This window comes from Paraburkholderia kirstenboschensis (genome assembly GCF_904848585.1).
GTDB lineage: Bacteria > Pseudomonadota > Gammaproteobacteria > Burkholderiales > Burkholderiaceae > Paraburkholderia > Paraburkholderia kirstenboschensis.
This window is the reverse complement of the sequence record NZ_CAJHCR010000021.1, coordinates 30,917-44,978: the sequence shown is the minus strand read 5'-3', so window position 1 is coordinate 44,978 and position 14,062 is coordinate 30,917. Positions and strand designations below refer to the sequence as shown.

The window sequence follows — 14,062 nt, the reverse complement described above, 5'->3', positions numbered from 1 at the left end:
ACGAACAACTGGAGCAGCCAGTGGTCGACGTCATTCTCGAGACGCGAAACCTGACCCGGCATTTCAACGGATTTACTGCCGTGAATGATGTCAGCGTCAAAGTCCGCCGCGGACATATCCATGCCCTGATCGGTCCGAACGGCGCCGGCAAAACGACGTTCTTCAATTTGCTGTCCAAATTCCTCACCCCGAGCGCCGGGGCGATTGTATTCAAAGGGCGCGACATCACGGATGCCACGCCCGCGCAGATCGCTCGACAAGGGGTCATCCGCTCGTTTCAGATCTCCGCGGTCTTCCCGCATCTTTCGGTTCTCGACAACGTGCGCATTGGCTTGCAGCGCAAGCTCGGCACGTCGTTTCATTTCTGGCGCAGCGAACGCAGCATCGCTTGCCTGAACGATCGCGCCATGGACCTGCTTGCCTCGGTGAATCTGGTTGCATTCGCGCACGATATCGCCGCTGATTTGCCTTACGGCCGCAAGCGTGCGCTCGAAATCGCGACGACCTTGGCCATGGACCCGGAACTGATGCTTCTGGACGAGCCGACCCAGGGAATGGGACACGAGGACGTCGACCGGATTGCCGAGCTGGTCAAAAAGATTTCTGCGGACCGCACGATCCTGATGGTCGAACACAATCTCACGGTCGTCGCGGGTATTTGCGACAGGATCTCGGTGCTGCAGCGCGGCAGCGTGCTGGCCGAAGGCACCTATGCGGAAGTTTCCGCGGACGAGCGCGTGATTGAAGCTTATATGGGCAGCGGCCCGCAGACGCTCGCGGGGGTGCACTGATGCTGGATATCGATGTCCGTTCGGCCGCGTCACGCGGTGCGACTCGCGTTTCGGGCTATGCGCTCGACGTATCGAACCTCGATGCCTGGTACGCTGAGTCGCACATCCTGCATAACGTCGGCATGCAGGTGAAGCATGGTGAAGTGGTCGCGCTGCTTGGACGTAACGGTGCTGGCCGCACCACGCTGCTACGGGCCATCATGGGGCTGACGGGAGCTCGCGAGGGTTCGGTCCGGATCGACGGCACGGAGGTAATCAATCTTCCGACCTACAGCATTGCACATCTGGGCGTCGGCTATTGCCCAGAGGAACGAGGCATCTTCTCGGGACTGTCGACAGAGGAGAACCTGATGCTGCCACCGCCGCTTTCCAAGGTCCATCCGGGCATGACGCTTGAAGAAATCTACGCAATGTTCCCGAACCTCGCGGACAGAAGAGCGAGCCGGGGAACGCTTCTTTCTGGCGGCGAGCAGCAGATGCTAGCGGTCGCGCGGATCCTTCGCACTGGCGCGAGACTGCTGTTGCTGGACGAGATTTCCGAGGGTTTGGCGCCGGTTATCGTGCAAGCGCTCGCGCGAATGATCGTCACGCTCAAGCGTGCCGGCTACACCATTTTGCTGGTGGAGCAGAACTTCCGGTTCGCGGCGCCTTTGACCGACCGGTTCTACGTCATGGAGCACGGGGAGATCGTGGAGTCGTTCGATGCGTCGGATCTTCCGTCGAAGATGTCCGCATTGCACACATTACTCGGCGTATAAATGAAAGGGCGAATATGTTCGGCATGCCGCTACCGGTGATTCTGAGCCAGTTGCTCCTTGGGCTGGTGAATGGCTCGTTTTACGTAGTACTCGCGTTGGGACTTGCAGTTATCTTCGGCCTGTTGAATGTGATCAACTTTGCGCACGGGGCGTTGTATATGCTGGGCGCGTTCGTGGCGTGGATGGGCCTCAGTTATGCGGGCGTGGGCTATTGGACGATGTTGTTCGTCGCGCCAATATTAGTGGCCGCTTTCGGGATGATCGTGGAGCGTGTGCTGTTACGGCGGCTCTACAAGCTCGATCCGCTTTACGGGTTGCTGCTGACGTTCGGCCTCTCGCTCATGGTGGAAGGGCTGTTCCGGTCGGCCTACGGTGTGTCTGGAGAGCGCTACGCGGTTCCACCGTCACTGTCTGGCGTATTCGATATCGGCTTCATGATCCTGCCGGTCTACCGTGCATGGGTTGTCGCTGCATCCCTGTTCGTTTGCTTCGGCAGCTGGTTCCTGATCGAGAAAACGCGCCTGGGCGGCCGGCTGCGCGCGGGCACGGAGAACCCGAAGCTGGTGGAAGCATTCGGCATCAACGTGCCACGCATGGTGACGCTCACCTATGGGTTCGGTGCATTGCTGGCAGCGTTTTCCGGCGTACTCGCGGCGCCGGTGGTACAGGTCTCTCCATTGATGGGCTCGAACCTCATCGTTATTGTGTTTGCGGTCGTCGTTATCGGGGGGATGGGCTCGATCGTTGGCGCCATCGTGACGGGACTCGGTCTGGGCGTGATCGAGGGACTGACACGTCTTGTCTACCCCCCGTTATCGGATGTGGTGGTTTTCATCGTCATGGCGATTGTCCTGATTGTCCGGCCTGCAGGCCTGTTCGGAAAAAGAAACTAGGAGAGGCGCGAAATGGATATGAAGTTCAAGTACACGATCATGCTGGCGATCGCGTTGGCCGCGCCAGCGGTCGTTTATCCTGTACTGCTAATGAAAATGCTGTGCTTCGCGTTGTTTGCGTGCGCGTTCAATCTGTTGCTCGGATTTGCAGGCCTGCTGTCTTTTGGTCATGCTGCATTTTTCGGCGTCGCTGGCTATGTGTTCGGTTATCTGCTCGGCCCGATGGGTTGGCCGCTCGAAGCGGCACTGCTGGCGGCGGTCGGCGGCGCGGCCGCGATTGGCGCTGTAATGGGCGTGCTGGCGATCCGCCGGCAGGGCATTTATTTCACGATGATTACGCTGGCACTCGCCCAACTGGTGTATTTCGCGTGCCTGCATACGCCTGCAACCGGTGGTGAAGAGGGCATGCAGGGTGTGCCGCGCGGACATTTGCTCGGCGTGATCGGCCTGTCGAACGACACCACTTTTTATTACGTGGTGTTGGCGTTCACGGCAGGCGCCTTCGCGTTGATCTTTCGCATCGTGCATTCGCCGTTCGGCAAGGTATTGAAGGCCGTCAAAGAGAACGAGCCGCGAGCCATCTCGCTGGGTTACGACGTTGACCGGTACAAGCTGCTCGCGTTTGTTCTTTCCGCTGCGTTGTCGGGTCTTGCTGGCGCATTGCAGGCGGAAGTGCTGGGTTTTGAAACACTAACGGACGTGCATTGGGGTACGTCGGGTCTCGTGCTGCTGATGACGGTGATCGGCGGGGTCGGCACGATCGACGGTCCGATCATCGGCGCGGTGCTCATCGTCGCGCTTCAGAACAAACTGGACAGTCTCGGCAATTGGCTATCGGTACTGACAAATATCGACTCGTTCAGGTCGCTCGGCGAGTCGGTCACTATCGTCACCGGCTTTCTCTTCGTGGTCTGCGTGCTGGCATTCAGGCGCGGGATAGTAGGCGAGGGCGCTGCGCTGATGCGGCGCTTGCATGACAATACCAGGCGCGGGCGCGCGCAGCGCTCGAAGCTGTCCATGCAGGAGCCTCAGCGACGGTGAAGGCAGTGGGGCGGCCGGGGCTCTGAGCCCAGCGCGCCATTGTGCGGCTCAGCGGCATACGGCTAGCTGTCCGCCGCGACCTCGTGATGGAGCCAGGCCACGAACTGGAGAGTCGAAGTGTCGGCCACCCGTGACTCGGGGTAAATGACGTAGTACGCAAACTCGACCGGCAGGCTGCGCTCAAACGGCCTGACCAGAACTCCGCTAGCGAGGTCGTCCGTTACCCAGCTGTTCTTGACCAATGCCACTCCACGCCCGTCAATCGCTGCGTTGATCACCAGATGGCTTGGCGAAAAGGATGGGCCGCGGGTGGCATCCACGCCTTCCACGCCAGCCGAGCGCAGCCAGGTGGCCCAGTCCGGGTTGGTGCTGCCGTCGCTGTACGTGCTTTCGTCGTGCAGCAGAGTGTGATGTTTCAGGTCGCCGGGCGTGCGCAGAGGATAGTCCCCTTCTAGTAGCGCGCGGCTGCAGACAGGGAAAACCTCGACGGAAAGACATTGCTCGGAATGGAAACCCGGATAGACGCCCTTGCCGAACCGGATGGCCAGGTCGAAATCGACCCGGGCGAAATCGATAGGCTCGGCGGATGTCGTGACTTTCGTGTCGAAGTCGGGGCACGCCTTCATCAGCCGCTCAAGGCGAGGCAAAAACCATTTCACCGCGAACGTAGGCGGCATGCTGATCTTGAGTGTCGGCCGTTTCCGTTTTTGATGAAGCAGATGCGTTGCTTCGGCGATCTGCTGGAATGCACCTTGGATTGCAGGAAGATAGCCTTTGCCCGCGTCGGTCAATTCAAGCGATTTCGGCCTGCGGTGAAACAGCGGGAAACCCAGTGCATCTTCAAGGAGTTTGATCTGCTGGCCCACGGCCGCAGCGGTCACGCAAAGCTCCTCCCCCGCTCGCGTAAAACTCAGATGCCGGGCGGCGACTTCAAACGCCCTAAGCGCGTTAAGAGGAGGGAGCGGCCGTGACATTGAAATCATCTCTTCGTTTCGTTCCAGGCGTCACATTACCATAACGGATATGCAGTAAAGCGCGCGGAGCCGCACGCAACCGCAGCACGCAACGGCTGGAGAAACGAAGCGGGCTTCACCTCAGGCGGATGGGCGGGGATCCCCCGAAATCGGGCCGTGCTTCAGCAGGTCGAGTGCGACGTCGAGGATCATGTCTTCCTGCCCTCCGACCATGCGGCGGCGGCCCAATTCCACGAGGATATCGACGGTTTTCAGACCATACGTCGCGGCGGCAGACTCGGCGTGCCGCAGGAAGGAAGAGTAGACCCCCGCATAGCCGAGCGCCAATGTCTCGCGGTCGACGCGGACTGGCCGGTCCTGCAGCGGGCGAACGATGTCGTCGGCAGCGTCCATCAGTTTGTAAAGGTCGCAGCCGTGATTCCAGCCGAGCCGCTCGGCGGCGGCAATGAACACCTCGATCGGCGCGTTGCCAGCGCCGGCGCCCATGCCTGCCAGACTCGCATCGACGCGCAGACATCCTTCTTCAACCGCCACAATCGAGTTCGCGACACCAAGGCTCAAATTATGGTGAGCGTGCATGCCGGTCACCGTCTCGGGCTCGAGTACGTCCCTGAGCGCGATGAATCTTTCGCGCACGTCGTTCATGCTAAGCGCCCCGCCCGAATCCACCACGTAGATGCAAGTCGCGCCATATTTCTCCATGAGTTTGGCCTGTTGCGCGAGACCCTGCGGCGTATTCATGTGACTCATCATCAGAAAGCCAACGGTGTCCATACCGAGATTTCTGGCCGTTTCGATATGCTGCCTGCTGACATCGGCCTCGGTGCAGTGAGTGGCGACGCGCACCACGCGCGCCCCTGCCGCGTAGGCGGACTTCAGGTCGTGCACGGTGCCGACGCCTGGCAGAAGGAGGGTAGCGACCGTTGCGTGTTTGACGGTCTCAGCCACCGCCTCGATCCAGGCGAGATCCGTATGTGCGCCGAACCCGTAATTGAAACTTGAGCCTGCCAGGCCGTCGCCGTGTGCGACTTCGATGGAGTCGACTTTCGCTTCATCCAGAGCGCGGGCAATATCCCTGACCTGCTTCAGGCTGTATTGGTGGCGAATAGCGTGACTGCCGTCGCGCAAGGTGACGTCGGAAATATAGAGTTTCTTGTGCTTCACGATTGATATCCCATTCCTGTCATGCGATTGCCGTGCCGGTGCGTACAATGCGGCTCGCGACGCGCTCCGCGGTGGCGAGTGCTGCGCTGGTCATGATGTCGAGATTTCCGGCGTAGGCGGGCAGATAGTGCGCGGCGCCTTCCACTTCGAGAAATACGCTGACTTTCAGGCCGGAAAGCGGTCCGATGCCCGGAACGTTGACGGGCTTCGCCGCACCGATCACCTCGAACTGCACCTGTTGATTCAGACGGTATCCCGGCACATAGGCCTGTACATCGCGAACCGTCTGCGCGATTGATTCGGCGATGCGGGCCTGGGTGCGCGCGATGTCGTCACCAGGCTCAGCGAGGCAAAATACCGTGTCACGCATGATCAGCGGCGGCTCGGCCGGGTTGAGAACAATGATGGCTTTACCCCGCCGCGCACCACCGACCATTTCGATTGCTCGCGATGTGGTTTCGGTGAATTCGTCGATGTTGGCCCGGGTACCCGGTCCTGCCGATTTGCTCGCGATCGAGGCGACGATCTCGCCATAGTGAACTGGCGTCACACGCGAAACCGCCCAGATGACAGGAATCGTCGCTTGCCCACCGCATGTGACCATATTGAGGTTGGGCCGATGCACGTGCGTATCGAGATTGACTACCGGCACACAATACGGACCGACAGCCGCCGGGGTGAGATCGATGATACGGATATCGGGCTTGTGGCTTCTCAGGCATGCTTCGTTCCTGATATGAGCCGACGCGCTGGTCGCATCGAACACGATGCCGATATCATTGAACTCCGGCATGCGAACGAGTCCTTCGACGCCGGCCGACGTGGTGCTCACGCCCATACGAGCGGCGCGCGCCAGTCCGTCCGAGTCGGGATCAATGCCGACCATCACGCTCATCTCGAGATCCTGGCCGTACCTAAGGATCTTGATCATCAGATCGGTGCCGATATTTCCAGAACCAATAATGGCGACTTTTGTTTTTGACATGTGTTCCCCAAAAAGAATGGATCGCGAAACGGGATTACGTATCTCTCATGCGAGCAGCCATCTCCGTCGCGCCAACCTCGATTGATTCGCGACCATGGTCAACGGCGTATCTGTCCCTGGTACAGCAGACTAGGCCGGAGCAGGTATTGGAACAAGTCATTTTTTCTTGGGAGTGTATGAAGTATTTCTAGGCCCGCTGGTAGGTCGAATACCTGATACGCGCACTCTCAGGGTAACTGGATATGCAGGTAGAGTGAGACGATGAAGAACTCGGAGCCGCCCTATTACCGTCACCGCTTTCCAGGCGTCGTCATCCATTGCGCGGTGCGTTGGTATTTCAGGTTTCAGTTGAGCCTGCGCTCCGTGGGCCGCAACCAGATCTACTGCGTCGGCGGCGGCTACACCTACGGGCCGTTCGCGCCGGGCGGCGCGTACTTCAACGCCCACAACCCGAACGTGTGGTACTTCGGCGCGGCCGCAACGGTGGCTGCGACGATCAACGGGGTGCCGGGTTCGAATCTGGGTACTGCGCCGTCGCTGTCCCGATTCGCCTCCCCGTCCACGTATCAGTCGATCGCGGCGGGCGGCGCTTATCTGTTAGGGCCGGCGCGCGCCGGCATCACTGGGACGAACACGGCGTTCAAGGGTCTCGGCGACACGAGTTCGGGACCGACCCGCTCGGCTTCGCCGGCAGCACGCATTACAACGACACCGAAGTCAACGGCGAGTACCACCTGACGCCATCGCGGTTGATCGGCGCTGCGTACGATTATAAGAAGGGCAGCCGCATCAGCAGCACGAACCGCGGACGGCTCGGAGGCGCGACGTATCACCAGGTGTCGCTCGGCGCCGACAAACCATCAGGGCGTCGTGCGAATTGGAATGCGGCATCGCTACTGATGCCTCGAAAGCGTGAGCCGGGCGGGCCCCGCTCACGCATGGCGTCGTCGCTCGGTGGCTGATGTCATCGAGTTAGCGGATGGACCGAATTCCGCCCGCTTCAGCCACGAGTCGACGAGTGCGTGTGCAGGGATTCGGTCCCGTTCAACGAATTTCGTAGTCTGTTTTCTTCACGCTCCTTCCTGCTCGTCCAGCTTCGACGCAGCGCCAGCGCGAACTGCGCGAGTACCAGCAGCAGGCAAACGCCGAGGAACGCTGCACTGATCGGCTTGTGCACAAAGATGGCAAGGTCCCCATGCGACAGCAAAAGAGAGCGACGGAAATCTTCTTCGGCCATCGGACCCAGGACATAACCAAGAAGAATCGGCGCGATGGGAAAGTCGAGTGCCAGGAAGATTGCACCCGCTACGCCGAACACGAGTACTTCGCTTACTTCGAAAAGGCTGTTGTTAGTGCTGTAGACCCCGACAGCAATAAAAAACAGCGCGGTCGGAAAGAGATAGCGATAAGGCACGCGCAGCAGCTTGACCCAGACACCGATCAATGGAACGTTCAACAGTATCAACAGCACGTTGCCGACCCAGAAGCTGGCGACCAATCCCCAGAAGAGATCAGCGTGTTCGGTAATAAGCTGCGGTCCAGGCTGAATGCCTTGGATCAGCAATGCTCCGAGTAACAGCGCCATGACCGCATCGCCCGGAATGCCCAGACTCATGGTCGGAATGAAATCGACCTGGGTCTTTGAATGCGATGCCGCCTCCGGCGCGGCGACGCCTTCAAGCGCACCATGTCCGAAGCGCTCCGGCGTCTTAGATATCTTCTTTTCGAACGCGTACGCAATGAAGGTCGTAATGGTTGGTCCAGTGCCGGGCAGTGCGCCGAACAGGCTGCCGATTATCGTACCGCGCAGCATCGGAAAGAACGCGCGCTTCAGATCCTGGCGATCGGGCCGCATGTCGCGCAACCTTACCTTGGCGGCACTTCCCACTACATCCATCCGGTTGACGCCGCGCAGGAACTCGCCGACTCCGAATAATCCCATGGCGAGTGCGACGAGTTCCACTTTGTCGGAGAGCTCTGTAAACCCGAACGTGAAACGCGCCACGCCCGTGTTCACATCGGTGCCCGCCACGCCAACCAGTAGCCCGACTGCGGTCATGGCGACGCCCTTGAGCTTCGAGCCCTTGCTCATCGTCGCGCCGACCAGCAGGCCGAGCAACATGATCGAAAAGATGTCAGTCGGGCCGAACTGGAATGCGAAGCGTACGAGTACGGGCGACGCAAACACCATGACCATGATGCCGAACGACGCAGCAAAGAACGATGCGATCATCGTAATGCCGAGCGCCGCTCCGCCGCGGCCTTGCCGGGTCATCGGATACCCGTCGAGGCAGGTGACGGCATGAGGCGGGTGGCAGGGCAGGTTCAGCAGGATCGCTCCGATCGCACCGCCATACTGGGATCCGTAGAAGATGCCGGCCAGCATCAGGATCGCGGGAATAGGATGCAGCGCATAAGTGAGCGGCAGCAGCATCGAGATGGCCGACAGCGCTCCCATGCCGGGCAGCACACCGATCAGGTTGCCGACCAGCACGCCGAAAAACGACCACATCAGGTTGTGCGGTTCGAGCGCAACCCCGAACCCCTGCCATAGATCCACCAACGATTGATAAAGCATGTCTCAACCCCAATGAACGAGCGGCAACTGGATCTTCAATCCCCACCAGAACACGATCACGCACACGACGCAAACCGCAATCGCCAGCCAGAAAGCGTTTTTCACCGTGTTGCGTTGATCGCCCAGCGCTGATACGAAGACAATCGCGAAGGTCGCGGGCAACAGCCCAATGTAGGCGGCACAGACAATGAAGAGGGCGATGCCGAGCACGATGCAGATCCATCCACGCCATTGCGGCGCGGCATCGCCGCTGGTGCGCGATGCCGCCGCGCCCGCCGACTGGCCCGCGAACGCGATCGCGATCCCCGTCACGGCAAGAATGACGCCGATCGCGGCGGGGGTGAAGCCGGGTCCCATATCGGCAAGGTTGCCGATACCGTAGCTTGTACCGCGCACCGTCGCCGCCATGCCCAGCAGAAACATCAACGCGCCACCGACATAGTCGCGAGTGCGTGGGTTGTGCAGACCTTCCATGTCTGTTTCCTCGTGAGGTGCTGTTTAAGCTGAATGCGCGTTATTGCGGCTTGATTGCAGCCCATTTGACGACCTTGCCCGCGAGCGCCATCTGGTCCTTGATGAACTGCGCGAACTGGTCGGGCGTACTGCCGACCACGACGAGGCCGACGCCGGTCAGCGTGTCGTGAGCGGTCGGTGTCTGCAGTGCCTTGACGATGCCGGCGTTCAGCTTCGCGAGCACGTCCTTCGGCAGATTCGCGGGGGCGACGAATCCGTACCACGACGACGCCTCGAAACCCGGAACACCGGACTCGGCCACGGTCGGCAGGTTCGGGAAAGCGGGTACGCGTTTGGAGGCCGCGACGCCGAGTGCGATCAACTGGCCGGATTTGATGTAAGGCATGGCAGCCGTGAAGGCATCGAATTCGACTTTCACGCGGCCGCCCAGCAGATCCGTGTACGAGTTCGCCGAACCCTTGTACGGCACATGCGTCATTGAAATGCCGGCCATGTGATCGAACAGTTCCATCGCCAGATGCTGCGATGAGCCTATGCCGCCCGATGCATAGCTGATCTTTCCAGGACTGGCTTTCGCACTCGCGATCAACTCCTGCACGGTCTTGACCTGCAACGACGGATGCGCAACGAGCACGAGCGGCGCGTTAACCGCTAATGTGATCGGTGTGAAGCTCTTGACCGTGTCGTAGGGCAGATGCGTGTAGAGGCTCGCGTTGGCCGCGTGCGTGCCGGGAGACGCAATGCCGATCACATAGCCATCGGCAGGTGCCTTCGCAACCAGATCGGCACCGATGATCCCGTTGGCTCCCGGGTGATTCTCAACGATAACGGGCTGCCCCCATTGCGCGGTCAGTTGCTTCGCGACGACGCGTGCAAGCAAATCCGTCGAGCCGCCCGGGACATACGGCACGATAATGCGGATGGGTTTGTCGGGGAAGGTGTCCGCGTGCGCGACGGACGTCGCGCAGAGCGTGGAAAGTGCCAATGCAGCGAACGCAGCGAAAACGCGCCGAAGGAATTGCATGTTTGTCTCCTGTTTTATCTGATTTTGGCCGGTCGATGTCGCGGCTCTTAAACGTACGCGGGACCGTCGATTACCGGATGAGCGGCAAGAAACGCTTCGTCCACTTCGATTCCCAGTCCGGGCGCGTCGCTAACGATCACGCAGCCGTTTGCGTCAAGGCGGTCAGGGCGATTAGTCAGGCTGTCGCGGAAGGCGTTTTCGCGCGCCACGTCGGCTTCGAAGAAACCGCCGTTGTCGATCGCGCTCAGCATGTGGATACTGGCCGCCATGTTGAGCCCGCTTGCGGAGGTGTGCGGATGGATTCGCAGCTTGTACGCCGATGCCATTGCGGCGATGCGGACGCCTTCCGTGATGCCGCCCGTCTTCGAGAGATCCGGTTGCAAGATACGAATCGCGCCATCTTCGATCACGCGATTGAACTCGAAGCGCGTAAAGTGGTTTTCGCCGGCGGCAAGCGGAACGTGTCCGAACTGGCTCGCTTCCCGATAGCTTCGGTGATCGTGCGGCGGGAACGGCTCTTCGAGCCACAGCACGCGATTCGCTTCGAGCGCGGGCATCGCGAGACGCACGTCGTCCATGCTGTAGCCCGTATTCGCGTCGACCATGATATCGATGTCGTCGCCGAATGCTTTGCGCACCGCTTCCAGTCGTTCGACATCGCGTCGTACGGTGTCGCCGAAGCGTAGCTTGAGGGCGCGATAGCCCTGCACGACGAGTGCGCGTGCCTCCTCGACGAGTTCCTCGGCCGGCTGGAAGCCGAGCGAGATGCCGCCCGCGTATGCCCGGATCGGGCTCGGCGATCCACCAAGCAGCTTGTAGACCGGCCAGCCGACGGCCTTGCCACGAACGTCCCACAGGGCCAGGTCAATTCCGCTCATCGCCAGCGCAGCCGCTCCGGCCATGCCGTGACTCGCGAGCTGGCGGGAGTAGATGCGAGACCAGACGCCGACTACATCGGCGGCATCCATGCCGACGACGAGCTGGCTCAGCGTCGTGTTGATCAGGTGCGCGATGGCGCCAGGGCAACGCCCATGATGCGCCTCGCCCCAGCCCGTCAGCCCACTAGCTGTCTCGACCTTGACGATCACGCAGTCACGCTTCACAGCGCGGCCGATACCGAGCGTTACGCCGTTTTTGACGGGCACTGACGTGGCATAAGCGTGGATCCGCTCGATGCGCAGGTTTGCGTCGAATTGGCTCATAAGGACACTCCGGAATCAGTTACCGCGCTGCCCGCATTGGAGCGCGCAGAATGCTTGCCCCAAACTTCGGGGTTGACCAGATGGTCGGGCCGCTCACCCTTCAGCAACTGGACGACCTGGCGTGCCGCGCCCAGACTCATGCGCGCCGTGCTTTCCTGCGTCAGTGCAGCGGCGTGCGGCGTGAGCACGACATTGTCGAGCTGGCGGAACGGATGGCCGGGCGGCAACGGTTGTTCGGTGAACACGTCGAGCATTGCGCCCTTGATAACACGCCGGCTGAGCGCGTCGACGAGCGCGGCATCGTCGATCACCGCACCGCGAGACGCGTTGACGAGGACCGCATGCGGCTTCATCAGTTCGAGGCGCTGGGCGTTGACGAGATGACGGGTCGCGTCGGTGAGCGGGCAGTTCAGCGAAATGAAATCGCTGCGCGCAAACAGGGTGTCGATATCCACGGGTTCGACGAAGGCCGGCAGTGCGTCGAGGCGCGGCTGCGAGCCAATCACGCGCATGCCGAAACCATAGTGGCACGCGTGTGCGAGCGACGCACCGATCGTCCCCACGCCGACGATGCCGACTGTCTTGCCCGACAGCTCCGACGTGCTCGCAGACAGCGCGCGCGCCGCGGCCCAGCCGTCGCGGCGCAATCCGCTATCCATCTCCGCAAAGCGGCGCGAGAGGAGCAGGAATCCGCCGATACAGTATTCGACGACAGCCTGCGAGTTGGCGCCCGGCACATTCGCGACGGGAATGCCGTGCAAACTCGCTGACGCGACGGGGATGAAATCGAGGCCGGTGCCGTTGCGCACTACGCCACGCAACCGGTTCGGCTGTTCGAACAGATCGGCGGGCAGTTGCGTGCGCACGACGAGCACGTCGGCGTCGCCTATCATTCGCCGCAACGTGTCGGCCGACGGGTCGGGCGCGACCACCACGTGCGCAATGCCTTCGAGTAACGAGAGTCCCGCAGGATCGAGCGGCAGTGTGCACAGGACGACAGGCAGATTGGGCGCGGCCATGTTCATGCGACCTTGTAGCGTTCGAGCACTTCGCGATTGATTTCGATGCCGAGGCCGGCGCCCGTCGGCACCTTGACCATGCCTTCGCGATGCGTCAGGTCAGCCGAACTCAGTTCATCGCGGAACGGGTTGAACGTCTGTTCGTACTCGAGCATGGGCGGCGTCGGCACCAGGCAAGGAGGTGTGAATGGCAGCGATGCAAGGAAGTGCATTGTGGCTGCAAGGCCGATTGCCGTGCCCCATGCGTGCGGTACGCATTGAACCGAATTTGCCTGCGCGAGCGCAGCGATCTTCTTGCATTCGGTGATACCGCCCGCTGCGCAGACGTCGGGTTGCACGATGTCCATCGCGCGCCGTTCGAGGATTCGGCGGAAGCCGAATTTGGTGAATTCGTTCTCGCCGCCCGCGACGGCCATGTCGAGACTTCGCGACACCTCGACATAGCCATCCAGGTCTTCAGGGGAAATGGGTTCTTCGAACCAATGCACGTCGAGCTTTTCCAGCTCGCGGCCGATGTTGATCGCTTGTGGAACGTTGAAGCAATGGTTGGCGTCGACCATGAGCGCGATGTCCGAGCCGATTGCATCGCGCACGGCTGCCACGCGCTCGATATCTTTTTTCAGCGAGCCGAGGCCGATCTTCATCTTGATCGCCTTGAAGCCTTGCGACTTGTAGCCGAGCGCCTCTTCGACCGCTTCTTCGTTGAGGCGGTCCATGTTCCTGAAGTACAGCCCGGTTGCGTACGCCTGCAACGAATTCCGGAAGCTGCCGCCGATCAGCTTGTGTATGGGCTGACCGGTAGACTTGCCGATGATGTCCCACAGGGCGATGTCGACGCCGCTGATAGACGAAATGGTCATGCCGCTCAGGCCGTAGTCCTTGACCTTGTTATAGAGTTCCTCCCACAGCACTTCGACGTCGAACGGGTCGCGTCCGATCAGCGAGGGCCGCAGCAGCGATTCGACGATGGATCGATTGACGGCCGCTGGCCCGTAGCAATCGCCCCAGCCGACGATGCCGTCGTCGGTGCGGATCTCGACGACCAGTGCGCCCTTGGTCTTGTAGATCCAGCCGCGGGACGAGGTGAACGGCTCGTCGACATTGACGAGCAACTGATGGGCGATGACTTCTGTGATCTTCATGGTTACGTGTTCGAACG

At 60.8% G+C, this 14,062-nt stretch carries 14 protein-coding genes; 5 read left to right on the top strand and 9 right to left on the bottom strand.

The features are described from left to right. The first annotated feature begins 20 nt into the window (after positions 1 to 20). Genes JMY24_RS32980 through JMY24_RS32965 form a run of 4 tightly spaced genes read left to right on the top strand, consistent with a single transcriptional unit; the run spans position 21 to position 3,483 of the window. A complete protein-coding gene (locus JMY24_RS32980; RefSeq protein WP_128593965.1) occupies positions 21 to 791 on the top strand; it encodes an ABC transporter ATP-binding protein in 771 nt (256 codons plus the stop codon). Then, the gene (locus tag JMY24_RS32975) at positions 791 to 1,549 is read left to right on the top strand and encodes an ABC transporter ATP-binding protein (RefSeq protein ID WP_128593964.1); all 759 of its coding nucleotides are present in this window, start codon (positions 791 to 793) and stop codon (positions 1,547 to 1,549) included. The genes JMY24_RS32980 and JMY24_RS32975 overlap by 1 nt, the downstream gene beginning before the upstream one ends. Positions 1,550 to 1,563: 14 nt before the next feature. Continuing rightward, positions 1,564 to 2,442: a branched-chain amino acid ABC transporter permease gene (locus tag JMY24_RS32970; protein ID WP_128585694.1), complete on the top strand. Its 879-nt coding sequence runs from the start codon at positions 1,564 to 1,566 to the stop codon at positions 2,440 to 2,442. 12 nt (positions 2,443 to 2,454) lie between these two features. Further along, positions 2,455 to 3,483, top strand: coding sequence for a branched-chain amino acid ABC transporter permease (locus tag JMY24_RS32965; protein WP_167375345.1), 1,029 nt, complete (start codon positions 2,455 to 2,457; stop codon positions 3,481 to 3,483). A 62-nt stretch (positions 3,484 to 3,545) separates the two neighbouring features. Here JMY24_RS32965 and gcvA read toward each other — a convergent pair whose 3' ends face one another. The 3 genes from gcvA to JMY24_RS32950 form a co-directional block, all read right to left on the bottom strand. Beyond that, positions 3,546 to 4,457, bottom strand: a complete 912-nt coding sequence (gene gcvA, locus JMY24_RS32960) for a transcriptional regulator GcvA (protein WP_128593962.1) — start codon at positions 4,455 to 4,457, stop codon at positions 3,546 to 3,548. A 120-nt stretch (positions 4,458 to 4,577) separates the two neighbouring features. Next, on the bottom strand, positions 4,578 to 5,621 hold the full coding sequence (dmpG, locus tag JMY24_RS32955) for a 4-hydroxy-2-oxovalerate aldolase (RefSeq protein ID WP_128593961.1): 1,044 nt from the start codon (positions 5,619 to 5,621) through the stop codon (positions 4,578 to 4,580). A 19-nt stretch (positions 5,622 to 5,640) separates the two neighbouring features. Continuing rightward, complete coding sequence (locus tag JMY24_RS32950; RefSeq protein ID WP_128593960.1) at positions 5,641 to 6,606, bottom strand: acetaldehyde dehydrogenase (acetylating); 966 nt, start codon at positions 6,604 to 6,606, stop codon at positions 5,641 to 5,643. Between the two features lie 261 nt (positions 6,607 to 6,867). Here JMY24_RS32950 and JMY24_RS38695 point away from each other — a divergent pair, with 261 nt between their 5' ends. Next, positions 6,868 to 7,344, top strand: a complete 477-nt coding sequence (locus JMY24_RS38695) for a porin family protein (protein ID WP_236597634.1) — start codon at positions 6,868 to 6,870, stop codon at positions 7,342 to 7,344. A 262-nt stretch (positions 7,345 to 7,606) separates the two neighbouring features. Here JMY24_RS38695 and JMY24_RS32940 read toward each other — a convergent pair whose 3' ends face one another. From JMY24_RS32940 to JMY24_RS32915, 6 genes are read right to left on the bottom strand one after another with little or no spacing between them, the layout of a single operon-like run. Next, positions 7,607 to 9,184, bottom strand: coding sequence for a tripartite tricarboxylate transporter permease (locus tag JMY24_RS32940; protein WP_128585689.1), 1,578 nt, complete (start codon positions 9,182 to 9,184; stop codon positions 7,607 to 7,609). A 3-nt stretch (positions 9,185 to 9,187) separates the two neighbouring features. Then, entirely contained in the window at positions 9,188 to 9,658 is a 471-nt protein-coding gene (locus JMY24_RS32935) for a tripartite tricarboxylate transporter TctB family protein (RefSeq protein ID WP_128585688.1), read from the bottom strand. A 40-nt stretch (positions 9,659 to 9,698) separates the two neighbouring features. Next, a complete protein-coding gene (locus tag JMY24_RS32930; RefSeq protein ID WP_128585687.1) occupies positions 9,699 to 10,682 on the bottom strand; it encodes a Bug family tripartite tricarboxylate transporter substrate binding protein in 984 nt (327 codons plus the stop codon). Between the two features lie 47 nt (positions 10,683 to 10,729). Beyond that, a complete protein-coding gene (locus JMY24_RS32925; protein WP_128593959.1) occupies positions 10,730 to 11,884 on the bottom strand; it encodes a mandelate racemase/muconate lactonizing enzyme family protein in 1,155 nt (384 codons plus the stop codon). After that, the gene (locus JMY24_RS32920) at positions 11,881 to 12,909 is read right to left on the bottom strand and encodes a hydroxyacid dehydrogenase (RefSeq protein ID WP_236597633.1); all 1,029 of its coding nucleotides are present in this window, start codon (positions 12,907 to 12,909) and stop codon (positions 11,881 to 11,883) included. The genes JMY24_RS32925 and JMY24_RS32920 overlap by 4 nt, the downstream gene beginning before the upstream one ends. Beyond that, a complete protein-coding gene (locus tag JMY24_RS32915; RefSeq protein WP_128585684.1) occupies positions 12,906 to 14,045 on the bottom strand; it encodes a mandelate racemase/muconate lactonizing enzyme family protein in 1,140 nt (379 codons plus the stop codon). The genes JMY24_RS32920 and JMY24_RS32915 overlap by 4 nt, the downstream gene beginning before the upstream one ends. Positions 14,046 to 14,062 lie beyond the last annotated feature (17 nt).

Coding starts and splice junctions, on each gene's coding strand:
- JMY24_RS32975 (WP_128593964.1), top strand. CDS start 791: ATGCTGGATATCGATGTCCGTTCGGCCGCGTCACGCGGTGCGACTCGC.
- JMY24_RS32970 (WP_128585694.1), top strand. CDS start 1,564: ATGTTCGGCATGCCGCTACCGGTGATTCTGAGCCAGTTGCTCCTTGGG.
- JMY24_RS32965 (WP_167375345.1), top strand. CDS start 2,455: ATGGATATGAAGTTCAAGTACACGATCATGCTGGCGATCGCGTTGGCC.
- gcvA (WP_128593962.1), bottom strand. CDS start 4,457: ATGTCACGGCCGCTCCCTCCTCTTAACGCGCTTAGGGCGTTTGAAGTC.
- JMY24_RS32950 (WP_128593960.1), bottom strand. CDS start 6,606: ATGTCAAAAACAAAAGTCGCCATTATTGGTTCTGGAAATATCGGCACC.
- JMY24_RS38695 (WP_236597634.1), top strand. CDS start 6,868: ATGAAGAACTCGGAGCCGCCCTATTACCGTCACCGCTTTCCAGGCGTC.
- JMY24_RS32940 (WP_128585689.1), bottom strand. CDS start 9,184: ATGCTTTATCAATCGTTGGTGGATCTATGGCAGGGGTTCGGGGTTGCG.
- JMY24_RS32935 (WP_128585688.1), bottom strand. CDS start 9,658: ATGGAAGGTCTGCACAACCCACGCACTCGCGACTATGTCGGTGGCGCG.
- JMY24_RS32930 (WP_128585687.1), bottom strand. CDS start 10,682: ATGCAATTCCTTCGGCGCGTTTTCGCTGCGTTCGCTGCATTGGCACTT.
- JMY24_RS32925 (WP_128593959.1), bottom strand. CDS start 11,884: ATGAGCCAATTCGACGCAAACCTGCGCATCGAGCGGATCCACGCTTAT.
- JMY24_RS32920 (WP_236597633.1), bottom strand. CDS start 12,909: ATGAACATGGCCGCGCCCAATCTGCCTGTCGTCCTGTGCACACTGCCG.
- JMY24_RS32915 (WP_128585684.1), bottom strand. CDS start 14,045: ATGAAGATCACAGAAGTCATCGCCCATCAGTTGCTCGTCAATGTCGAC.